Raw genomic sequence first — 20,449 nt, forward strand, 5'->3', positions numbered from 1 at the left:
AATATGTGAACACTGTGGCGAACACATCATTTCGAGGCGCAGTTGCGTGGAATGATGTCCGGATGAGAACCGGCTTGGCCCTGTGACTCAGGAAGCGAGCCGTTCGACGCGGCCGGTTTCCGGGTCGATGCCGTATTCCTTGAGCTTGCGGTAGAGCGTCGACCGGCCGATGCCGAGGCGGCGGGCGACTTCGCTCATCTGGCCGTTATAGTGATCGATGGCGAGCTTGATCATTTCGAGTTCGACGTCGGCCAGCGCACGCACATTGCCGCGCTCGTCGAGCGCCCGCAGCGTGCCGAAACGAGGCCTGGCCGGTGCATCGGGCTCGGCCGCGGCGACGCCGACGGCGGCCGATATGTTGTCGCGCGGCTGGCTGCCCGAAGCCACTCCGGAAGCTGGCCACCCCGGAGTTGGCCCCCCTGGAGTTGGCCACCCTGGAGCTGGCAAGGCGATACCCGCATCGAGATTGACCGTGCCCTCGACCTGCGCCCGGATCTGCGGGAACTCTTCTTCGGTCAGCATGTCGCCGTCGGCAAGCACCGAAGCCCGGAAGACGGCATTTTCGAGCTGCCTTATGTTGCCCGGCCAGTCATAGGCCTGCAGCATGGCAAGCGCCGCAGCCGAGATGCCCCGCAGGCGGTGGCGCGGATCGGCGGGCGCCACCTTCTCCATGAAGTGCTCGACCAGATAGGGGATGTCGCCGCGACGGTCGCGTAATGGCGGCACGAAGATCGGATAGACGTTCAGCCGGTAGAACAGGTCCTCGCGGAACTTGCCGTCCTTGACCTGCTGCAGCAGGTTGCGATGGGTTGCCGAGATCAGCCTGATGTCGACCCTGACGGTCGAGCGGCCGCCAACCGGATCGACCTCGCCGTCCTGTACGGCGCGCAACAGCTTGACCTGCACGTCGAGCGGCAGGTCGCCGATCTCGTCAAGGAACAGCGTGCCGGTGTGCGCTTCGACGAACTTGCCGGTATGTTTTTCGGTGGCGCCGGTGAACGAGCCCTTCTCGTGCCCGAACAGGATCGATTCGACCAGATTGTCGGGGATGGCGCCGCAATTGACGGTGACGAAGGGTTTCGAGCGGCGGTCGCCGCTGCCCTGGATGGCGCGCGCCACCAGTTCCTTGCCGACGCCGGATTCACCTTCGATCAGGATCGGAATGTTGGACGCCGCCGCCTTGCTGCCGAGCCGGATCACCCGATCCATCGCCGGACTGTGGGTGATCATGTCCTTGAACGTCAGATGGCCGCCGCGCTGCCGTGACGAGCGCTTCACTTCGCCTTCGAGCGCTTCGACCTTGAGGGCGTTGCCGATCGACGCCTGCAGCCTGTCGGGAGAGGCCGGCTTGACGACGAAATCGAAGGCGCCGTGACGCATTGCCGAAACGACGGTTTCGATGCCGCCCTGCGCGGTCTGCACGATGACGGGAATGTGGATGCCGCGCTCGCGCATCGCCTTCAGCACGCCGATGCCATCGAGGCCCGGCATCATCAGGTCGAGGATGATCACCGACACGTCGCGCGCATTGGGTCCGTCGACGAGATCGAGACCGGCCTCGCCGCCATCGGCGACGATCGCGGTGTGGCCGAATTTCGTCACCGCCGCCTCGAGCAGCCTGCGCTGCACGGGATCGTCATCGACTATGAGTATGGAAGCTGCCATGACTGATCCGACCGTGCCCGCCCGAGAATGCGCCCTATGGATCATCTTGGCACAGGGTTCTAAATAAGCTTTCAAAAAACCCGGTGAATGAATTCCTTAGGATTTGACCGGCTTCTCGTTTCCTCGAATTTTTGTGTCTGGAAGGATCGGCAATGCGCATGGTTTTTGCTCGAAAGCTGGCGGCGGCGCCCGGTCAGGGCGTGGCGGAGCTTGGCGACCTGCCGGAATGGAATCTAGCCGATCTCTATTCGGGCATGGAGGCGCCCGAGTTGAAGCGCGACATCGCCAAGGCCGCCGCCGATACCATCGCCTTCGAGAGCCGTTGGAAAGGCACGCTCGCCGCCGAGGCCGGGCGTGGCGGCGCCGGCAGGCTTGGCGAGGCGCTTCAGGTCTATGAAGTGCTGGAGGAGCTGATCGGCCGCATCGTCTCCTATGCCGGGCTTGTCTATGCCGGCAACACGTCGGATCCGCAGCGCGCCAAGCTCTATGGCGACATCCAGGAAAAGATGACCGATGCCAGCGCGCACCTGCTGTTTTTCGCGCTCGAGCTGAATCTCATCGACGATGGTGCGATCGAAACCGCACTCGCCGCCGATCCGGCCTTCGCCCATTACCGGCCCTGGGTGCTCGATCTGCGCAAGGATAAGCCCTATCAGCTCGAAGACCGCATAGAGCAGCTCTTCCATGAAAAATCGATCACCGGGCGCGGGGCCTGGAACCGCTTGTTCGACGAGACGATGACCGATTTGCGTTTCGACGTCGACGGCGAGGAGCTGACGCTTGAGCCGGCGCTCAATCGCCTGCAGGACGCCGACGGCGAGGTGCGCCGCCGGGCGTCCGAGGCGCTGGCCACGACCTTCCGCAAGAATCTGCGCGTCTTTACACTGGTCACCAACACGCTGGCCAAGGACAAGGAGATCTCCGACCGCTGGCGCGGCTTCGAGGACATTGCCGATTCCCGCCATCTCGCCAACCGCGTCGAACGCAGCGTGGTGGATGCGCTCGCCGCCGCGGTTCGCGACGCCTATCCACGCCTGTCGCATCGCTATTACGCGATGAAGGCGCGCTGGCTCGGCATGGAGGTGATGAACCACTGGGACCGCAATGCGCCATTGCCCGAGACCCCACAGGCGGTCATCGGCTGGGACGAGGCCAAGAACACCGTGCTTTCCGCCTACCAGCGCTTTTCGCCCGACATGGCGGAGATCGCCAGAACTTTCTTCGACCGCAACTGGATCGATGCACCGGTGAGACCCGGCAAGTCGCCTGGCGCCTTCGCCCATCCGACCGTGCCTTCGGCGCATCCCTATGTGCTGCTCAACTACATGGGCAAGCCGCGCGATGTGATGACGCTGGCGCACGAACTCGGCCACGGCGTGCACCAGGTGCTGGCCGGCGGCCAGGGCGCCCTGATGGCATCGACGCCGCTGACGCTGGCCGAAACCGCATCGGTGTTTGGCGAAATGCTGACCTTCCGCTCGCTGCTCGAGCAGACCACCGACAAGCGCGAACGCAAGGCCATGCTCGCCCAGAAGGTCGAGGACATGATCAACACGGTCGTGCGCCAGATCGCCTTCTACGAGTTCGAGCGCAAGGTGCATGCCGAGCGCAGGAGCGGCGAACTGACCTCCGACAAGCTCGGCCAGTTCTGGTTGGAAGTGCAGGCGGAAAGCCTCGGGCCGGCGATCAAGCTGCGCGAAGGGTACGAGGTTTTCTGGACCTATATCCCGCACTTCATCCACTCGCCTTTCTACGTCTATGCCTACGCATTCGGCGATTGCCTGGTGAACTCGCTCTACGCGGTCTACCAGAACGCCGAGCGCGGCTTTCAGGAGAAATATTTTGCCATGCTGCGCGCCGGCGGCACCAAGCATCATTCCGAGCTTCTAGCGCCGTTCGGCCTCGACGCGGCCGACCCTGCCTTCTGGCAGATCGGGCTTGGCGTGATCAGCGGACTGATCGACGAGCTGGAAACACTGGACAAGTGATGCGCAACACTGGGCGATGCGCAACACCGGATGACCGGGTTTTCCAGAACAGTTTAGCAGCAACGCATATTGGCGATGGTCTATTCTTGTCTTGGTTATTTGTTCTTAAATATCTTTCCATGGAAGTTTTCCGTTAGATTCCCGTAAGCTGTATGATAGCGTCCGCCCTCAAGCTCAGCCGGGCACGAATGGATCCGGTCGGAAAATCCCGACCGGCCATGGCGTGTCGGCGGATGCGACAACGGTTGTTGGCCAGGGGCAAACCGGTCGCCGACAGCTCGATCGAAGCCGGCTGTTCTGCAAATTGCGGAACCACCATCGAATGGTCCTTCGCCGAGGTCATGGCTCTACAGGCCAGGGCGGACGGATCGGACTGGAGAGAGAAAGACAATGGGCACTTTTTTCTACATGCTCCTGGCGTTCCTGGTAGGTGTGTTGGTTGGCTGGTTCATTTGGGGACGCCTGCGTGGCGAACTCGACAGTTTGCGCGGCGATCTAGACCGCACGCGCAGCGAACGCGACAGATTGCGGGCCGACAGCGACCGTCTGACCGGTGAGTTGGATGCATGCGGCCGCGCCCGCGCCGATCTCGAACGCCGGCTGGGCGAGGCGAAAACCACCCAGGCGCCAACCGCGAAGGCGGCAACAGCCAAGGCGCCAGCCGCCAATGCCGGTGCGACCAAGGCGGCGATGCAGGCGCCGTCAACCCTGATTTCGACATCCGCACCAGCCAAACCGGCGCCGAAGAAATCTGCAACGGTGAAGGCCGCGACCGCGCCACGCGCAAGTGCCGCGAAAACGACAACGCCGAAACCGCCTGCATCGAAAGCGAGCGCCGCGCCGACGGCAAGCAAGGCTGCGCCGGCGGCAAGCAAGGCCGCGCCGGCGGCAAAGAAAGCCGCGACCGGCAGGGCAACAGCTATTGCCCCAGGCAAAGCCAACGACCTGCGTCGCCTGATCGGCATCGGCCCCACCAACGAGCGGCTGCTCAAAGGGCTTGGGGTCACGACCTATGCCCAGATCGCCGCCTGGACGCCCGACGATGTCAAGCGGATCGAGGCGACGTTGAATTTCGACGGCCGTATCGAACGTGAACGCTGGATCGAGCAGGCGAAACTGCTTGCCGCCGGCGACGAAAAGGAATTTGCGCGCCGCTTCCCGACCGCGGGAGAAGCCAGCAACACCTGATCCATCGCAAGGCGGCATCTGGAACAAGGCGGCGCCCTCTGGCGCCGCTTTTGTTTTTGCCGCCGCGCCTTTGCGTCTTGGGACGCCGTTCCCTCGATTGCGCACGGTCGAGCCCCCATATAGATCGATCGCTGGTGACCGCAGCATCCGAGCCTTATGTCCCTGCCCCTGCCCTTTGCAATTTTCAGGAACGACGAGACCGCGCGGCAGCTCGTTTTCGACCGGCCGGCCGAGTTAATCGCAGCGCATGGCGAGGCGGATTTTTTGCCGGCGCTGGAAGCCGCGCAGGCTGCACATGACGGCGGCAAATGGCTGGCCGGTTATTTCTCCTACGAGGCCGGTTACCTGCTCGAACCCAAGCTCGTTCCGCTGCTGCCGGCCGGCCGCCGCGCCCCGCTTTTTTGCCTCGGCGTGTTCGATGCGCCGGTCGAGCAGACGGTCGCGCCAGGCGATCCGCCGGCCAGCAACGGCCCAATCTTCGACGCCAAGGCAGCCTGGTCTTCGGACGACTACGCCAAACGCTTTGCCAGGCTGCATGACCACATCCGCAAGGGCGACTGCTACCAGGGCAATCTGACCTTTCCGGTCCATGCGCAGTGGTCGGGCGACCCGCTGGTCGCCTTCAACGCGCTGACCGAACGCCAGCCGGTGAAGTATGGGGCGCTGGTCGCGCTCGGCGATCCGATCGTCTTGTCGCGTTCGCCCGAACTGTTCTTCGAGGTGGACGCGGAAGGCATGATCGAGACGCATCCGATGAAGGGCACCGCGCCGCGCGGCGCAACAAAAGCCGAGGACGATCGCCTGAAAGCGTTCTTGCGCAACGACGAGAAGAACCAGGCCGAGAACCGGATGATCGTCGATCTCCTGCGCAACGACATCTCACTGATCAGCGAGGTTGGCACGCTCGATGTGCCGGAGCTTTTCCGCATCGAGAGCTACCCGACCGTCCACCAGATGGTGAGCCGCGTGCGGGCGAAACTCTTGCCCGGCCTCGCCATCCATCAGATTTTCGCCGCGCTGTTCCCCTGCGGCTCGATTACCGGCGCACCGAAGATCCGCGCCATGGAGATCCTGCGCGAGCTGGAAAGTGGCCCGCGCGATGTCTATTGCGGCGCCATAGGCTGGATCGCGCCCGGCGGCCGGATGCGCTTTTCGGTGGCGATCCGCACCATCTCGCTCTTTGCCAATGGCGAGGCGGTCTACAATGTCGGCGGTGGCGTCGTCTTCGATTCGACAGCCGAAGAGGAGTACCAGGAGTGTCTGCTGAAAGCCCGTTTCGCGACGGGAACACTGCCGATTTCGAACTGATCGAAACAATGCGCTGGGAACCCGGCTCGGGTTTCCTCCGTTTCGACCGCCATCTCGCGCGGCTTTACGGCTCGGCAAGCGAACTCGGTTTCGCCTGCGATCCGACAAGGGTCGGCGAAGCGCTGATGAATGCGGTCGGCCACCAACAGATCGCGTTGCGCGCCCGCCTCGTCCTGTCGCGCAAGGGCGAAATGGCGGTGTCGGTGCAGCCCTACGAGCCGCTCGCCGCAGACAAGGTCTGGACCCTGCAGCTGGCGCGCGTGCGGCTTGATTCGAGCGATATGCTGCTGCGCCACAAGACCAGCCGCCGACAAACCTATACGCGCGCGCGCGCCGAATATCTCGCCGGGCGCGCCGACGAGGTGCTGCTCGCCAATGAGCGCGGCGAAATCTGCGAGGGCACGATCACCAATGTCTTTGCCGATTTCGGCGACGGCGTGCTGGCCACGCCGCGGCTCGATTGCGGCCTGCTGCCTGGCGTCCTGCGCGGCGAACTGCTGGATCAAGGCCGCGCCGGTGAAGCGGTCTACACGTGGAACGAACTGAAATCGGCCAAGGCGCTGTTCGTCGGCAACTCGCTGCGCGGATTGATCCCGGCGCGGCTGGGCTGAAGCATCTGGAGACAACAATGTTCGTGGTTTCGCTGAACTACAAGGTGCCGCTGACCGAGATCGACCGCCTGCAGCAAGCGCATGTCGAGTGGCTGAAGGCCTGCTATGCGCAAGGTATCTTTGTCGCCTCCGGGCCAAAGCGGCCAAGGACCGGCGGCATCATCATCGCGCGTGGTCCACGCGAAGTGCTCGAAGCCAGACTGGCGGACGATCCCTTCGCCAAGGCAGGTGCCGCCGATTACGAAATCACCGAATTCACGGCGAGAATGGCCGCCGCCGCACTGGAAGCCTACAAAGAGGCATGAGCTTCCGCCCGCCGACCCACACACCCTATGACGGCTCGTCGAAACTGTTCACCATCGGGCTGAAGCCGCTCAATCTCGATAGCTGGATCGAGGTCGACGAATATCTGCTGCCCTATCTTGCCGAGAAACGCCGGCTTTATGCGGAAATTCCCGGCAAGGTTTTTGTCGAGGAGCAAACAACGCGCGACGCTCAGCGCGAAGTGCTCGATCTGCTCGGTGCGCATCTGGCGGCGAACTTTCCTGAGACCCACAGGCGTACCGACAATGCGATCGAGGTGATCGGCGGCATCGACAATCTCGAGGGCTCAGGCACCTCAGCTTCTTTCAGCGATGCGCCGCTTGTCGCGGCCTCGTTGCTCGTCCAGGAGGATTTGATCCTGATGCGTCGCGACGAGAGCGGCTGGCGTCTGGCGGCCGGCTCGCTCTGCTTCCCGTCGTCATGGTCGCTGATCGAAAAATTCGGCAAGCCGCTGCAGCAGATCCACGCGCCGGTACCGGGTTTCGGCCCGGGCACACGCCCGGCCGATCTCATCAACCGCATGTTCGACGGCCTCCAGGGCCAAGCCGTCGAGCGCTACAACTGGTCGATCCAGGCGGGCGACGCACTCTACCATCCGCTCTCCAACCTCGAACGCATCGACCGCGCCAGCAGTCGCCCGTCGAGATTCCCGGATGGCGACATCGACGCCCATGCCTTTATCCGCGTCGAGCGGCAGACGCTGAGAAAGCTCCCCGTTTCGGGCGACGTACTCTTCACCATCCGCATCCATCTCGACCCGCTCGCCGTGCTGGAACGCCACCCCGACCGCGCGGCGCTCGCGGCGTCCTTGGCCGAACAACTTCTGGCGCTGGACGAGGCACAACTCGACTACAAGGGGATGACCGCCGACCGTGACCGGCTGGTGGGAACACTGAAAATGATCGCTGGGGGGAACAATGATCCAGCATCTTAGCAGGCCGGTCACGTTCATGGCCGCGATCCTGGTACTGTCGACAGCAGCCGAGGCGGAGCCGGTGACTTATGCCGGCAAGCTTGGAAAGGCCGATATCGTCGTCGAATTCACCGGCGACCCCGCGGCGCCCGGCGGCCCGCTGGCCGGCCGCTATTTCTACCGCTCGAAGGGCGTTGACATCCCGCTGCAGGCCCGGTCTCAAAGGGGCAGCAAGTTCGAACTGGCCGAGGAGGAGGCATGCGGCACCGACAATTGCGATGACGGAAAGGCCGCGCCGATTGCCGCCGTGTGGCGCCTGGCCTCATCCAGTAACGGCAAGACCCTTGAAGGCAGCTGGAACGGAAAGAAGGCGCTGCCGCTCAGATTGGAACGGGTCGCAAGTCGGCAAGTGACCGGGAACGAGCCCAGCACCCCGCTCGATCTCTACGATTTCAGCTTCATGAAGTTCTTCGCCAATGACACGCCGCTCACTATGGAAACGTCCCCTTATGACTATCTGCGGATGGACACTCAGCTCGATAACGGCAAGACGACTGGTTGGCCGGACGCAACCTACCGCTATGTCGTCGACCCCCGCACCAGGTTTGCCACGCCGCGCATTGTCGAACTGTCCGGCGACGTTCCGATCGAGGCCGCGAATGCTCTGCTGCAAGAGAGGCACTGGCGCGCAAACATCGGCGCACTGGGCTGCGTGGCGGCGCAATATGCCGGTTTCGACGAAGGCGGGCCAATTGACGGTATGAACGGCGGCACGCTCGGCGGCTATGAGGACAGCACATTCGAAGTGACGTCGCTGACTCCGCGGCTGATGAGCTGGCGGGAGTCCGGCAGCATCTTCTGCGGCGGAGCGCATCCGACCAACTATTCGGACGCCTACATCATGGATGTGCGGCGCGGCGTCCTGCTTGGCCTTCAGGACATTTTCTCGGATACGGTGGATGGCAAGCCCGGTCCTTCCCTGGCCTCCTTCGTCAAGCAGCGGCGCAAGAAACCGATCGATCAGACCGATATCGATCACGAAGCCGAATGCGGCATGGACGATCTCATCGGCGAATATCTAGCGGTCAGCCTCTGGCGTGAGGGCGACAAGCAGGTTCTGGTTTTCGGGCTCCAGACCCTGCCGCATGCCATCCAGGCCTGCGCCGACGATCTGCTGGAACTGCCGGTCTCCGAGGCACGTGACCTCTTCGAGCCTGCATTCGCAAGACTAGTCGAGCCGTAGCCGGGATGGCGCGGCGTGAGGCCGGCCGTCCGCTTTTCGCTTTATTGTGACAATGATCTATGGTTTGTCGCGCCGCGGCCAAGCCGCTGTTCCGAAGCGTTTTTTGAGGGAGTAATCGATAAATGGCGAATGAAAACTGGCCCGTTTACGGTGAGATCACCGGCCCTGTAGTGATGATCGGCTTCGGCTCGATCGGACGGGGAACGCTGCCGCTGATCGAGCGCCATTTCAAATTCGACAAGTCGCGCATGACGGTCATCGACCCGCGCGACACCGACCGTAAATTGCTCGACGAGCGCGGCATCACTTTCATGCAGGATGCGGTGACCAAAAAGAACTACAAGAAGCTGCTGACACCACTTTTGACCAATGGCGGCGGCCAGGGCTTTTGCGTCAACCTGTCGGTCGACACTTCCTCGCTTGAGCTGATGAAGCTCTGCCGCAAGCTTGGCGTCCTCTATATCGACACGGTGGTCGAACCCTGGCTCGGCTTTTATTTCGACGAGAAGGCCGACAACGCCTCACGCACCAACTATGCGCTGCGCGAGACCGTACGTACTGAAATCGCGAAGAACCCGGGCGGCACCACGGCGATCTCGTGCTGCGGCGCCAATCCGGGCATGGTCTCGTGGTTCGTCAAGCAGGCACTGGTCAATCTCGCCACAGATCTTGGCCTCGACTTCTCGGAACCCGCGCAGCACGATCGCGAAGGCTGGGCCAGGCTGATGAAGAAGGCCGGCGTCAAGGGCATCCATATCGCCGAGCGCGACACCCAGCGCACCAAGAAGCCCAAGCCGATGAACGTGTTCTGGAACACCTGGTCGGTCGAAGGCTTCATTTCGGAAGGGCTGCAGCCGGCCGAGCTCGGCTGGGGCACGCATGAGGCGTGGATGCCGAAGAACGCCAAAAGCCACAAGAACGGTTCGAAGGCCGCGATCTATCTGGAGCAGCCCGGCGCCAATACACGCGTGCGCACGTGGTGTCCGACGCCCGGCCCGCAATACGGTTTCCTGGTGACACACAACGAAGCGATCTCGATTGCCGATTTTTTCACGCTGCGCGGCAAGAAGGGCAAGGTGCAATACCGGCCGACCTGCCATTACGCCTATCATCCCTGCAACGACGCAGTGCTGTCGCTGCACGAGATGTTCGGTGTCGCCGGCAAGGCTCAGCCCGTGCATCACGTGCTCGACGAAAATGAACTGGTCGATGGCGTCGACGAACTCGGCGTGCTGCTCTACGGCCACGCCAAGAACGCCTACTGGTACGGCTCGCAGCTGTCGCTGGCCGAGGCGCGCAAGCTGGCGCCCTATCAGAACGCCACCGGCATGCAGGTCACGTCGGCGGTGCTGGCCGGCATGGTCTGGGCGCTGGAAAATCCCGAGGCCGGCATCGTCGAGGCCGACGAGATGGATTACAAGCGCTGCCTCGACGTGCAGGGCCCCTATCTCGGGCCGGTCAGGAGCTATTATACCGACTGGACACCGCTCGACAATCGGCCTGGTCTGTTTCCCGAGGATCTCGATACCAAAGACCCGTGGCAATTCCGCAACATCCTCGTTCGATAGCAGCGTTGCCTCGACACTCGGCCAGCTTGCAATCGCCCGGAAATCGGGCGATTGAAGAGGGGCGGCCTAGAGCCACGTGCGTCCATTTGGACGCACAAAGTACGCTCTAGCACTTTGAATGTGCGCATCGTGCTTTCCGAAAATCGGATCGATTTTCGGGCCGATGCGAGAGGAGAGGATCTTGAAGATGACGATTGCGCAAAGACTGCTTTCGGCTGGCATTGCCGCGGCCGCTACGGTCGCGTTGGCGGCCTGCACGACAACCGGCCCAGGCGAGCCGCCGGTGATCACGGCCAAGGGGGTTGAAGGCTCCTGGATCGACGCGCAGGGCACGGGCTTGTCGACCTTCAAGGGCGGCAGCTTCGCGACCGTCGCAACCGACACCGGCCAGAAGCTTGCCGATGGCAGCTACACCATGACCGGCGGCACCTCGGTCGAGATCCATGGCACGTCGCTGATCCGCCAGACGCCGATCAGCTTCAACTGCCTGATGGTCTCCACCAGCCAGCTCAATTGCACCAGCGCGAGCGGGCAGAATTTTGTGCTGACCAGGCGCACCTGAAATCCGATTCCGAATTTACTTTGCACAAGGGCGGCGGCTTCAAGCCGCCGTCTTCTTTTTACGCCGGCAAAGCTGATGCCGATTTCTGCTTGCATCGACTGAAACGCGATGTGAACATAGCCCAAGAGGGCTGTTACATCCCAGTCAAACAAGAGCGTTAAACGCCTCTGCGCATGACCCCGAAAATCGGAGTCGATTTTCGGAAAGGATCATGCGCAAAATAAAAATTGGTACAGCGTCCTTTGCGCGTCCCAAATGACGCGCGGCGCTGTACTCAAGTTATCCGGGAGACGAGAATGAAGAAGATTGCTGCCATCGCCGCGCTGTCGGCATCGGCGCTTGGCCTGTCGGCAGGGGTATCCTTTGCCGACTACACGGTCAACATCCTGCACATCAACGACTGGCATAGCCGCATCGAGAGCAACAACAAGTACGAATCGACCTGCTCGGCCGAGGAGGAGACCAAGGGCGAATGCGTCGGCGGCGCCGCCCGCCTGGTCACCGCGATCGCGCAGGAGCGCAAGAAGCTGGAAGGCCAGAACGTGCTGCTGCTCAGCGCCGGCGACAATTTCCAGGGCTCGCTCTTCTACACGACCTACAAAGGCAAGACCGAAGGCGAATTCCTCAACCAGATGAAATTCGATGCCGAGGCTCTCGGCAACCATGAGTTCGACGATGGCGAGTCGGCGCTGGCGCCGTTTCTCGACATGATCCAGTTTCCGGTGCTCGGCGCCAATGTGAAGGCCAGTGCGCAATCCAAGCTCGGCGACCGCGTCAAGCCGTCGATCGTGGTCGAGGTCGGCGGCCAGAAGATCGGGATCGTCGGCGCGGTCACCAACGACACGCCGGAGCTTGCCACCCCTGGCCCGAATATTGCCATCGAAGACGACGTCAAGTCGATCACCGCTGAGGTCGAGAAACTGAAGCGAGAGGGCGTCAACAAGATCATCGCGGTGACCCATATCGGCTACAAGCGCGAGCGCGACGTGATCGCCAAGATCCCGGGCGTCGACGTGGTGGTCGGCGGCCACAGCCATTCGCTGCTGTCCAACACCGACCCCAAGGCGGAAGGCCCTTATCCGACGATGGTCGACAATCCGGACGGCTACAAAGTGCCGGTCGTCCAGGCGGCGTCCTATTCGAAATATCTCGGCGAGTTCAAGGTCGTGTTCGACGACAACGGCGTCGTCAAGGAGGCCAGCGGCGATCCCATCCATCTCGACAAATCGATCACGCCCGACCCCGCCGTGCTTGCCCGCATCAAGGAACTCGGCGCGCCGATCGAGGCCTTGAAGAACAAGGAAGTCGCCGAGACCACCAAGGCGATCGACGGCAGTCGCGAAAACTGCCGCGCCCGCGAATGCGAGATGGGCAATCTGGTCTCCGACGCCGTCCTCGACCGGGTCAAGGGCCAAGGTGTCGAGATCGTCATCTCGAATGGCGGCGGCTTGCGCGCCTCCATCGACCAGGGCACCGTCACCATGGGCGAGGTTCTCACCGTCCTGCCGTTTCAGAACACGCTGGCGACCTTCCAGATCTCCGGCAAGGATTTGGTTGGCGGCCTCGAAAGCGGCCTCAGCCAGGTCGAGGACGGCGCCGGGCGCTTCCCGCAGGTTGCCGGCCTGAAATATGCGTTCGACAAATCGGCGCCGCCTAACGCACGCGTCAAATCGGTCGAGGTCATGGAAGGCGGCGCCTGGACGCCGATTAAGCCGGACAAGGATTACCTGGTCGCCACCAACAACTATGTCCGCCAGGGCGGCGACGGCTACAAGGTGTTCGCCGAGAAGGCCAAGAACGCCTATGATTACGGCCCGGGGCTGGAACAGGTCGTCGCCGACTACCTGGGCGCGCACCGGCCCTATACGCCGAAGCTCGACGGCCGCATCACCGAGATCGCCGCGACCGTGGCCCCGGCCGCAGAACCTGCCAACCCTGCCGAACCGCCAAAACCTGCTGAGGCTGCGCCGGCAAAGCCCGTTGAGCCGGCAATGCCCGAAATGCCGGCCGGCTCCGGCGACATTTCCAAGACGCCGCCGGCCGTCCCGGCTGAAACAGCGCCGGCACCCGCACCCGCCGAGCCGGCCCAGCCGGCGGCACCTGCGGCTCCTGCCACACCGGCTCCGGCGACCCCTGCTCCGGCTGAGCCGGCACCGGCCGAAAGCAGCCATGTAATCGTCGCCGGCGATACCTATTGGGATCTCGCGGTGAAGGCTTATGGCGACGGCACCAAATGGAAAATAATCTCCGATGCCAACAAAGCCTACGAGCCACGCCGCCTTCCGGTCGGCGCAACCTTGACGATCCCGACGGCCTCAAAGTAATCCGGCCGCAGGAACGCAATGCACCCGCCCGGCAGACCGGGCGGGTGTTGCATTTCTGGGATAAGGTGCGGCCAGACGCAGCATTTGAAAACCGGCGCGGCATCGCTACTTTCGCCGCGGCACCGTTGGTTCGCGGTGTTGGAGAACCTCATGACGCTTGCCAACCCTGCTGAAATCAAAGCCGAGAAGACTGCCGCCTCGCCGTCGGCAGGGCACCCTCTGGTCAGGACCGGCAAGGTCGGTGTCATGCTGATCAATCTCGGCACCCCGGACGGCACCGGCTTCAAGCCGATGTGGCGCTACCTCCGGGAGTTCCTGTCCGATCCGCGCGTCATCGAGCTCAACAAGGCGATCTGGTATCCGATTCTCTACGGCGTGGTCCTCACCACCCGGCCGAAGAAATCAGGGGCCAACTACGCCAGGATATGGAACCGGGAGCGCAACGAGTCGCCGCTGCGAACCTACACCCGCGCCCAGGCCGAGAAGCTCGGGCTCGCGCTCGGCGAGCTACCCAATGTCGTCGTCGACTGGGCGATGCGCTATGGCAACCCTTCGACCGAGAGCGTGGCCGAGAGACTGGTCGAGCAAGGCTGCGACCGCATCCTGTCTTTCCCGCTCTATCCGCAATATTCGGCGACGACGACTGCGACTGCCAACGACCAGCTGTTTCGCGCGCTGATGAAGATGCGCCGCGCCCCGGCCATTCGCAGCGTGCCACCCTATTACAACGAGCCGGCCTATATCGAGGCGCTCGCCCGTTCGGTCGAAAAGCATCTGGCGAGCCTCGGATTCGAACCGGAAATTGTCATTGCTTCCTATCACGGCATTCCGAAACTCTATTCCGACAAGGGCGACCCCTACCAGGCCCATTGCCTCGAGACGACCCGACTGCTGCGCGAAAAGCTCGGCTGGGATGAAAACAAGCTGATTACCACCTTCCAGTCGCGCTTCGGCGCGCAGGAGTGGCTGCAGCCCTACACCGACAAGACGGTCGAAAGACTAGGGCGCGAAGGCGTGAAATCGGTCGCCATCGTCAATCCAGGATTTTCCGTCGACTGCATCGAGACGCTGGACGAGATCGGCAGGGAAGCGTCCGAGACCTTCCATCATGCCGGCGGCGAAAAGTTCGCACATATCCCTTGCCTCAACGACAGTGCCGAGGGCATGGCGGTGATCGAGGCGATGGTGCGGCGCGAGCTGTCCGGCTGGGCCTGAACAGATCACCCGTCTATGCACCCGCAATCCGTGATCACCTGATTGTAACATTGCTGAAACACACTTAAGTGTTTGGTGGAATCGGTCGCGTGGAATATCCAACATAGCCGGCCTTTGAGGGGAGAGCCAAATGGGTTTCAGTGGTTTTGATATCGCGCTTCTTGTTCTTGTCGCCCTTGTCGTGCTGGTGCTTATCAAGGGCATCCGAACAATTCCGCAAGGCTATAATTATACCGTCGAACGTTTTGGCCGTTACACCAGGACATTGAACCCAGGCCTCAACCTGATCGTGCCTTTCGTCGACCGCGTCGGCGCCAAGATGAACATGATGGAGCAAGTGCTCGACGTACCGACGCAGGAGATCATCACCCGCGACAATGCCACCGTTGCCGTCGATGGCATCGCCTTCTATCAGGTGCTCAACGCGGCGCAGGCCGCCTACCAGGTCTCCGGCCTGCAGAATGCGATTCTCAATCTCACGATGACCAACATCCGCACCGTGATGGGCTCGATGGACCTCGACGAACTTTTGTCGAACCGCGACGCCATCAACGAGCGCCTGCTGCGCGTCGTTGACGAGGCGGCGCATCCCTGGGGCATCAAGATCACTCGTGTCGAGATCAAGGACATCAACCCGCCGGCCAATCTCGTCGAATCGATGGGCCGACAGATGATGGCCGAGCGCAATAAGCGCGCGCAGATCCTCGCCGCCGAAGGCCTCAAGCAATCGCAGATCCTGGAGGCCGAAGGCCGCAAGGAAGCCGCCTTCCGCGATGCCGAGGCGCGCGAGCGCTCGGCCGAGGCTGAAGCACGCGCCACGCAGGTGGTGTCGGAGGCGATTTCCAAAGGCGACGTGCAGGCGCTCAACTACTTCGTCGCGCTGAAATACACCGAAGCGCTGACCAGGATCGGCTCAGCGACAAACAGCAAGCTCGTGCTGATGCCGATGGAGGCCTCATCGCTGATCGGCACGCTCGGCGGTATTGGCGAAATCGCCAAGGAAGTTTTCCGAAGCGAAGGCACCGCCGGTGCCGCACGACAGGCCGCCCGCCCGCCGGTCGTTCGTCCGAGCGAAACCTGAGGCCACAGCCATGCTCGGCCGCATTGTTTCCGAACTCGGCCCGTGGAGCTGGATGGTCCTCGGCTTCGTCCTGCTGGTAATGGAGGTCATCGCGCCGGGCATTTTCATGCTGTGGATCGGCATTGCCGCGCTGTTGATCGGCGTCGTCTCACTGCTCATCTGGGATGCCGGTTTCTGGACCTGGCAAGTCCAGGTCCTCGCCTTCCTCGCGCTGTCGCTGGTCTCGGCCTATGTCGGCAAGCGGCTGGTGGGCGGGCGCCATGATGAAACCGACCAGCCCCTGCTCAACCGTCGCGGCGCACAGATGGTCGGCCGGACGGCGACCCTTGCCGAGCCGATCAAGGACGGGCGCGGCCGCATAAAGCTGGGCGACACGTTGTGGCGCGTCTCCGGCCCTGACCTGCCGGCCGGCACGCAAGTGCGCGTGACGGGCGCCGCTGATACCGACCTGGAACTGACGGTCGAGGCGGTCTAGAAGCCCGCTAGGCAGCACCGATGCGCAGCAGGTCGTGCAGATGGACGAGCCCGATCGGCCGCCTGCCTTCGACCACCATCAGGCTGGTGATAGCCGAGTCGTTGATTGTCTGCAGCGCCGTCGCAACAAGCGTGTCGGGCGAAGCCATTTTCGGCTCTCTGGTCATCACCTGATCGACGCTCATTGCCAGGAGATCGCTGCCGATATGGCGCCTGATGTCGCCATCGGTGATGATGCCGATCAGCTTGCCGTCCGCGGCAGTCACGGCCACGCAGCCAAACCCCTTGCGCGACAATTCGAGGATTGCCTCGCGCATGCCGGTACCTGACGACACCAGCGGCAGCCTGTCGCCGACATGCATGATCTCGCGGATCTGCGTCAGGTTGGCTCCGAGCTGGCCGCCGGGATGGAACGTGCGGAAATGGTCCGGGGTGAAGCCGCGTGCCTCGAGCAGCGCGATGGCCAGCGCATCGCCCATCACCATTTGCAATAGTGTCGAGGTCGTCGGCGCAAGCCCGTGCGGGCAGGCTTCCGGTGCTCGCGGCAGCAGAAGCACAACGTCGGCCGCGCGCGCCAGAGCCGATTTTTCACCCGCGGTGACCGCGACCAGCGGGATCGAGAAGCGCCTCGAATAGGCGATGATGCCCTTGAGCTCAAGGCTTTCGCCCGACCACGAAAGCGCGATTATGGCGTCGTTTCTGGCGATCATGCCAAGGTCGCCGTGATTGGCTTCGGCAGGGTGGACGAAAAAGGCCGGCGTGCCGGTCGAGGCGAGCGTTGCGGCGATCTTCGAGCCGATATGGCCGCTTTTGCCGACCCCGGTGACGATGACGCGGCCATCGATCTGCGACACCATGCCGACGGCTCGTGCGAACGGCTCGGCCAGCCCGTTTTCGAGAGCGTCTGCCAGTGCCGCGACGCCGGCCTGTTCCGTCGCCACGGTTCTCAGCGCCGAGGCAATCGCGGCCTGCCCGTCATGCCGCTTCCTGTCTGGGGATTTCACGTCCATGGACGATGCGATTAGCGCTTCGGCGCGCGCCTGTCCAACGGAATTGCCGTCCGGAACCTCCTGACGGGCCATGCCTCAACGCTCCGTTAACCATCCCCATTTACGGTTTCGTAAGTATGGCGCGCGTGCGCCGCGCAAGCAGTGGTGCCGATGTCCGGGTTTCAGCCTCAAAACAAAATGGGACGAAAGGGCAAGGCGGTCTGCGCTTTGCTGCTGGCAACCAGTGTCTTTGCGTTGTCGCGGCCGGCACTGCTTTGCGCCCAGGAAACCGAGCTGCGCGGCGAGGTTTCGGAATCGACAATCCTGGACGAACAGCAGTACAAGATCAGGCAATCGAGCATAGCCGGAACCCAAGCCGCGCAGGCTGCTGCAACCGCCAACGACAATACGCCGCTGCCTACCTATCGCCCGGCCAGCCAAGGGGCGTTGCCTGACGATGGCACGAGCGAGGCGGCCACAACCGGCGGCACTTTCGATCAACCAGTGGCCAGCGGCGACCCATTTCCCGACAACCCTGCTCCGCCACCCCGACGGCGGCCAAGCGCGACGCCACGCGCCGCCAATGCGGCCAACGCCGAAGACGAGACCGCTGACAGCCAGAAGCGCAAGAGAGCCGCGACTGCAGCCGCGGCGGCGACCGATGACACCGATACCGCCGCTATAGACGAGCAGGATACGGTCAACCGCCGTGCCGTCACCATCGATTCCGCCGAGAGGCTCAGGCTCGACCCCGGCGCCGAGCGCACCGAAGCCATCGAAGGCCAGAACAAAAAGAACGAGGACGACCCGTTCGCCGCCACCGGCATCAAGCTCGGCTCTTTCGTAATCCGGCCGACGCTCGAGCAAGGCCTGACGTCTTCGACAAACGCCGATTCGAGCAGCCTCGGCAAGCCGGCCTTGCTGTCGGAAACGACTCTGCGCTTCAACGCCGTCTCCGACTGGCGGGAGAATTCGGCGACGGTTGAGGGCTATGGCATCTTCCGCGAAACCTTGTCCGGCTATGACATTCACGAGGCGCAAGGCCGCGTCGACGGCACACTCAACATCGATCTCGACAATGATCTGCGCGCCATCGCCAAGCTGGGCTATGAGGCCGTGCCCGAATCGGCCTCGGCGCCGGACGCGGTCGTCGGCGCCGTTGGCCAGCCGGTGCGCCAGACCGTGAACGGCAGTCTCGCCGTCGAGAAGGATGCCGGCAAGATGCGCTTCGCGCTGACCGGCGCGGTCGAGCACGACATCTTTGGCGACGCCAAGCTTTCGTCCGGCGGATCGCTGTCGCAGAAGGGCCGCGACTCGACGCTCTACACGGCCATTTTGCGTACCGGTTACGAGATCTCGCCTGCCATCACCCCGTTCACCGAAATCGAGATCGGCCGGCGCGCTTATGATTTGCGCGTCGATCCAAACGGCTTCCAGCGCTCCTCGACCAGGCTTGGCGCACGGGCCGGCGTCGAGCTCGATCTCCGCGAGAAGCTTACCGGCGAGTTCTCGGTCGGCTGGCTGCGCGAAGCTATCGACGACGATGCCCTGCCGGCTATTTCGGGCGCGACGGTCAATGCCGATCTCAAATGGTCGCCGGAACGCGGCACCACGATCGGGCTCACCGCACAGACGACCGCCGAGAACACGACGAATGCGGGCGAAAGCGGCGATATGCTCTATTCCGGCAGCCTCACCGGCGAGCGGCAGATCCGCGCCAACCTGACCGGAAATGCCGCTCTCGGCCTCGAATGGCGCGACTATACCGGCTCCGACGATCATGATTTGACGCTGAGCGCCGAGGCTGGGCTGACGTGGTGGCTGAACCGCTACACCGGGCTCACCACCCGCGCCAGGACTGAAAAACTGACCAGCAACCTGATTGGGCGCGACTACACGGCCAACAGTATCTTCGTCGGCTTGAAGTTGCAGCGCTAAATGCATGTCGCGCAAAAGTGTGCAGCGGTTTTGCGATAACGACTTGCCTAAAACAAGAACCTAAAGCGCGTCGCATGAGGCCGGTCGAACGCGGCGCGCTTTAGCCGATCAGCGCGGCAACCGGTGTTGAAACTACAAGGCTATGCCGCGGCGTTCTGACGGCGCGAGTTCGTCGAGAAGCGTGCGAATGACACCGGCCATGCTGGCATTCATGTCTCTGCGCCACAGTGCGAAGGCAACGTTGGCCTCGACGAAGCCTTCGGGCGAGCCGCAGTCGAACGTCCGCCCGCGGTAGTGGTAGCCGTAGAAGGGCTGTTGCTTCTGCAGCTTCAGCATTGCATCGGTGAGCTGGATCTCGTTGCCGGCGCCTTTTTCCTGACCTTCGAGTATCTTGAATATCTCCGGTTGCAGGATATAGCGCCCGTTGATGTAGAGGTTCGACGGCTCCGTGCCGGTCTTCGGTTTTTCCACCATGCCGGTGATGCGGAAACCGTGATGCGCGTCCTCGCCGCGGCCGACAATGCCGTATTTGTGCGCCTCGGCCGGATCGCATTCCTGCACGGCGACGATGTTGTTGCCGGTCTCGGCGTAAAGCTCGACCATGTCCTTCATGCAGCTTTTTTCCGACTGCATGATCATGTCGGGCAACAGCAGCGCAAAGGGCTCGTCGCCGACGAGCTCGCGCGCGCACCAGACGGCGTGGCCAAGGCCGAGCGGTACCTGCTGGCGGGTGAAGCTGGTCTGCCCCGGCGCCGGTTGCAGCCGCTGAAGGCGGGCGAGCTGGTCGTCCTTGCCGCGCTGCGCAAGCGTGTCGTAGAGCTCGAACTGGACATCGAAGTGATCCTCGATGACCGCCTTGTTGCGGCCGGTCACGAAGATGAAATGCTCGATCCCGGCATCGCGCGCCTCATCGACCACATACTGGATGACCGGCCTGTCGACGACCGTCAGCATTTCCTTGGGAATGGCCTTGGTAGCAGGGAGAAAGCGCGTGCCGAGACCGGCAACCGGGAACACTGCCTTGCGAACTCTCTTCATGTGCCAATTATCCATTTGCA

The 20,449-nt window shown here is 62.8% G+C and carries 17 protein-coding genes; 14 read left to right on the plus strand and 3 right to left on the minus strand.

Translation table 11 applies throughout. The features are described from left to right. Window positions 1–87 precede the first annotated feature (87 nt). On the minus strand, window positions 88–1,665 hold the full coding sequence (locus NKJ15_RS04735; protein WP_352814342.1) for a sigma-54-dependent transcriptional regulator: 1,578 nt from the start codon (window positions 1,663–1,665) through the stop codon (window positions 88–90). Between the two features lie 152 nt (window positions 1,666–1,817). Between NKJ15_RS04735 and NKJ15_RS04740 the strand changes: the two genes are divergently transcribed. From NKJ15_RS04740 to NKJ15_RS04800, 13 genes are all read left to right on the plus strand, one after another. Continuing rightward, window positions 1,818–3,653 (plus strand): M3 family oligoendopeptidase, encoded by a 1,836-nt coding sequence (locus NKJ15_RS04740; protein WP_352814344.1) that lies wholly within the window; start codon window positions 1,818–1,820, stop codon window positions 3,651–3,653. A gap of 390 nt (window positions 3,654–4,043) precedes the next feature. Continuing rightward, window positions 4,044–4,841, plus strand: coding sequence for a helix-hairpin-helix domain-containing protein (locus NKJ15_RS04745; RefSeq protein ID WP_352814346.1), 798 nt, complete (start codon window positions 4,044–4,046; stop codon window positions 4,839–4,841). A 156-nt stretch (window positions 4,842–4,997) separates the two neighbouring features. Then, on the plus strand, window positions 4,998–6,149 hold the full coding sequence (locus NKJ15_RS04750) for an aminodeoxychorismate synthase component I (RefSeq protein ID WP_352469538.1): 1,152 nt from the start codon (window positions 4,998–5,000) through the stop codon (window positions 6,147–6,149). After that, window positions 6,098–6,760: an aminotransferase class IV family protein gene (locus tag NKJ15_RS04755; RefSeq protein WP_352814347.1), complete on the plus strand. Its 663-nt coding sequence runs from the start codon at window positions 6,098–6,100 to the stop codon at window positions 6,758–6,760. The genes NKJ15_RS04750 and NKJ15_RS04755 overlap by 52 nt, the downstream gene beginning before the upstream one ends. 17 nt (window positions 6,761–6,777) lie before the next feature. After that, entirely contained in the window at window positions 6,778–7,065 is a 288-nt protein-coding gene (locus NKJ15_RS04760; RefSeq protein ID WP_352469536.1) for a YciI family protein, read from the plus strand. Continuing rightward, on the plus strand, window positions 7,062–8,018 hold the full coding sequence (locus NKJ15_RS04765) for a heme-dependent oxidative N-demethylase family protein (protein WP_352469535.1): 957 nt from the start codon (window positions 7,062–7,064) through the stop codon (window positions 8,016–8,018). Before NKJ15_RS04760 ends, NKJ15_RS04765 begins: the two co-directional genes overlap by 4 nt. Then, entirely contained in the window at window positions 8,002–9,240 is a 1,239-nt protein-coding gene (locus NKJ15_RS04770; protein ID WP_352682519.1) for a hypothetical protein, read from the plus strand. Before NKJ15_RS04765 ends, NKJ15_RS04770 begins: the two co-directional genes overlap by 17 nt. Window positions 9,241–9,362: 122 nt before the next feature. Then, on the plus strand, window positions 9,363–10,808 hold the full coding sequence (locus NKJ15_RS04775; protein ID WP_352448220.1) for a homospermidine synthase: 1,446 nt from the start codon (window positions 9,363–9,365) through the stop codon (window positions 10,806–10,808). A gap of 187 nt (window positions 10,809–10,995) precedes the next feature. Beyond that, window positions 10,996–11,370 (plus strand): outer membrane lipoprotein Omp10, encoded by a 375-nt coding sequence (gene omp10 / locus NKJ15_RS04780; protein WP_023720183.1) that lies wholly within the window; start codon window positions 10,996–10,998, stop codon window positions 11,368–11,370. Between the two features lie 296 nt (window positions 11,371–11,666). Continuing rightward, window positions 11,667–13,694 carry a 5'-nucleotidase C-terminal domain-containing protein gene (locus NKJ15_RS04785; RefSeq protein ID WP_352814350.1) on the plus strand — a complete coding sequence of 676 codons (2,028 nt, stop codon included), beginning with the start codon at window positions 11,667–11,669 and terminating at the stop codon, window positions 13,692–13,694. 150 nt (window positions 13,695–13,844) lie between these two features. Next, window positions 13,845–14,909 (plus strand): ferrochelatase, encoded by a 1,065-nt coding sequence (hemH, locus tag NKJ15_RS04790; RefSeq protein ID WP_352814352.1) that lies wholly within the window; start codon window positions 13,845–13,847, stop codon window positions 14,907–14,909. Window positions 14,910–15,039: 130 nt separating this feature from the next. Next, on the plus strand, window positions 15,040–15,990 hold the full coding sequence (locus NKJ15_RS04795) for an SPFH domain-containing protein (RefSeq protein WP_352814354.1): 951 nt from the start codon (window positions 15,040–15,042) through the stop codon (window positions 15,988–15,990). Window positions 15,991–16,000: 10 nt separating this feature from the next. Beyond that, a complete protein-coding gene (locus NKJ15_RS04800) occupies window positions 16,001–16,465 on the plus strand; it encodes an NfeD family protein (protein WP_352682513.1) in 465 nt (154 codons plus the stop codon). Window positions 16,466–16,472: 7 nt separating this feature from the next. On the opposite strand, the gene NKJ15_RS04805 is transcribed toward NKJ15_RS04800, so the two are convergent. Next, a complete protein-coding gene (locus tag NKJ15_RS04805; RefSeq protein ID WP_352539488.1) occupies window positions 16,473–17,474 on the minus strand; it encodes a KpsF/GutQ family sugar-phosphate isomerase in 1,002 nt (333 codons plus the stop codon). Window positions 17,475–17,651: 177 nt separating this feature from the next. On the opposite strand from NKJ15_RS04805, the gene NKJ15_RS04810 reads away from it, so the two are divergent. Further along, window positions 17,652–19,391: an outer membrane beta-barrel protein gene (locus NKJ15_RS04810; RefSeq protein ID WP_502906866.1), complete on the plus strand. Its 1,740-nt coding sequence runs from the start codon at window positions 17,652–17,654 to the stop codon at window positions 19,389–19,391. 132 nt (window positions 19,392–19,523) lie between these two features. Here NKJ15_RS04810 and galU read toward each other — a convergent pair whose 3' ends face one another. After that, a complete protein-coding gene (gene galU, locus NKJ15_RS04815; protein ID WP_352469528.1) occupies window positions 19,524–20,429 on the minus strand; it encodes a UTP--glucose-1-phosphate uridylyltransferase GalU in 906 nt (301 codons plus the stop codon). Between the last annotated feature and the right edge of the window lie 20 nt (window positions 20,430–20,449).

This window comes from Mesorhizobium sp. M0207 (assembly GCF_040321995.1).
Taxonomy (GTDB): Bacteria; Pseudomonadota; Alphaproteobacteria; order Rhizobiales; family Rhizobiaceae; genus Mesorhizobium.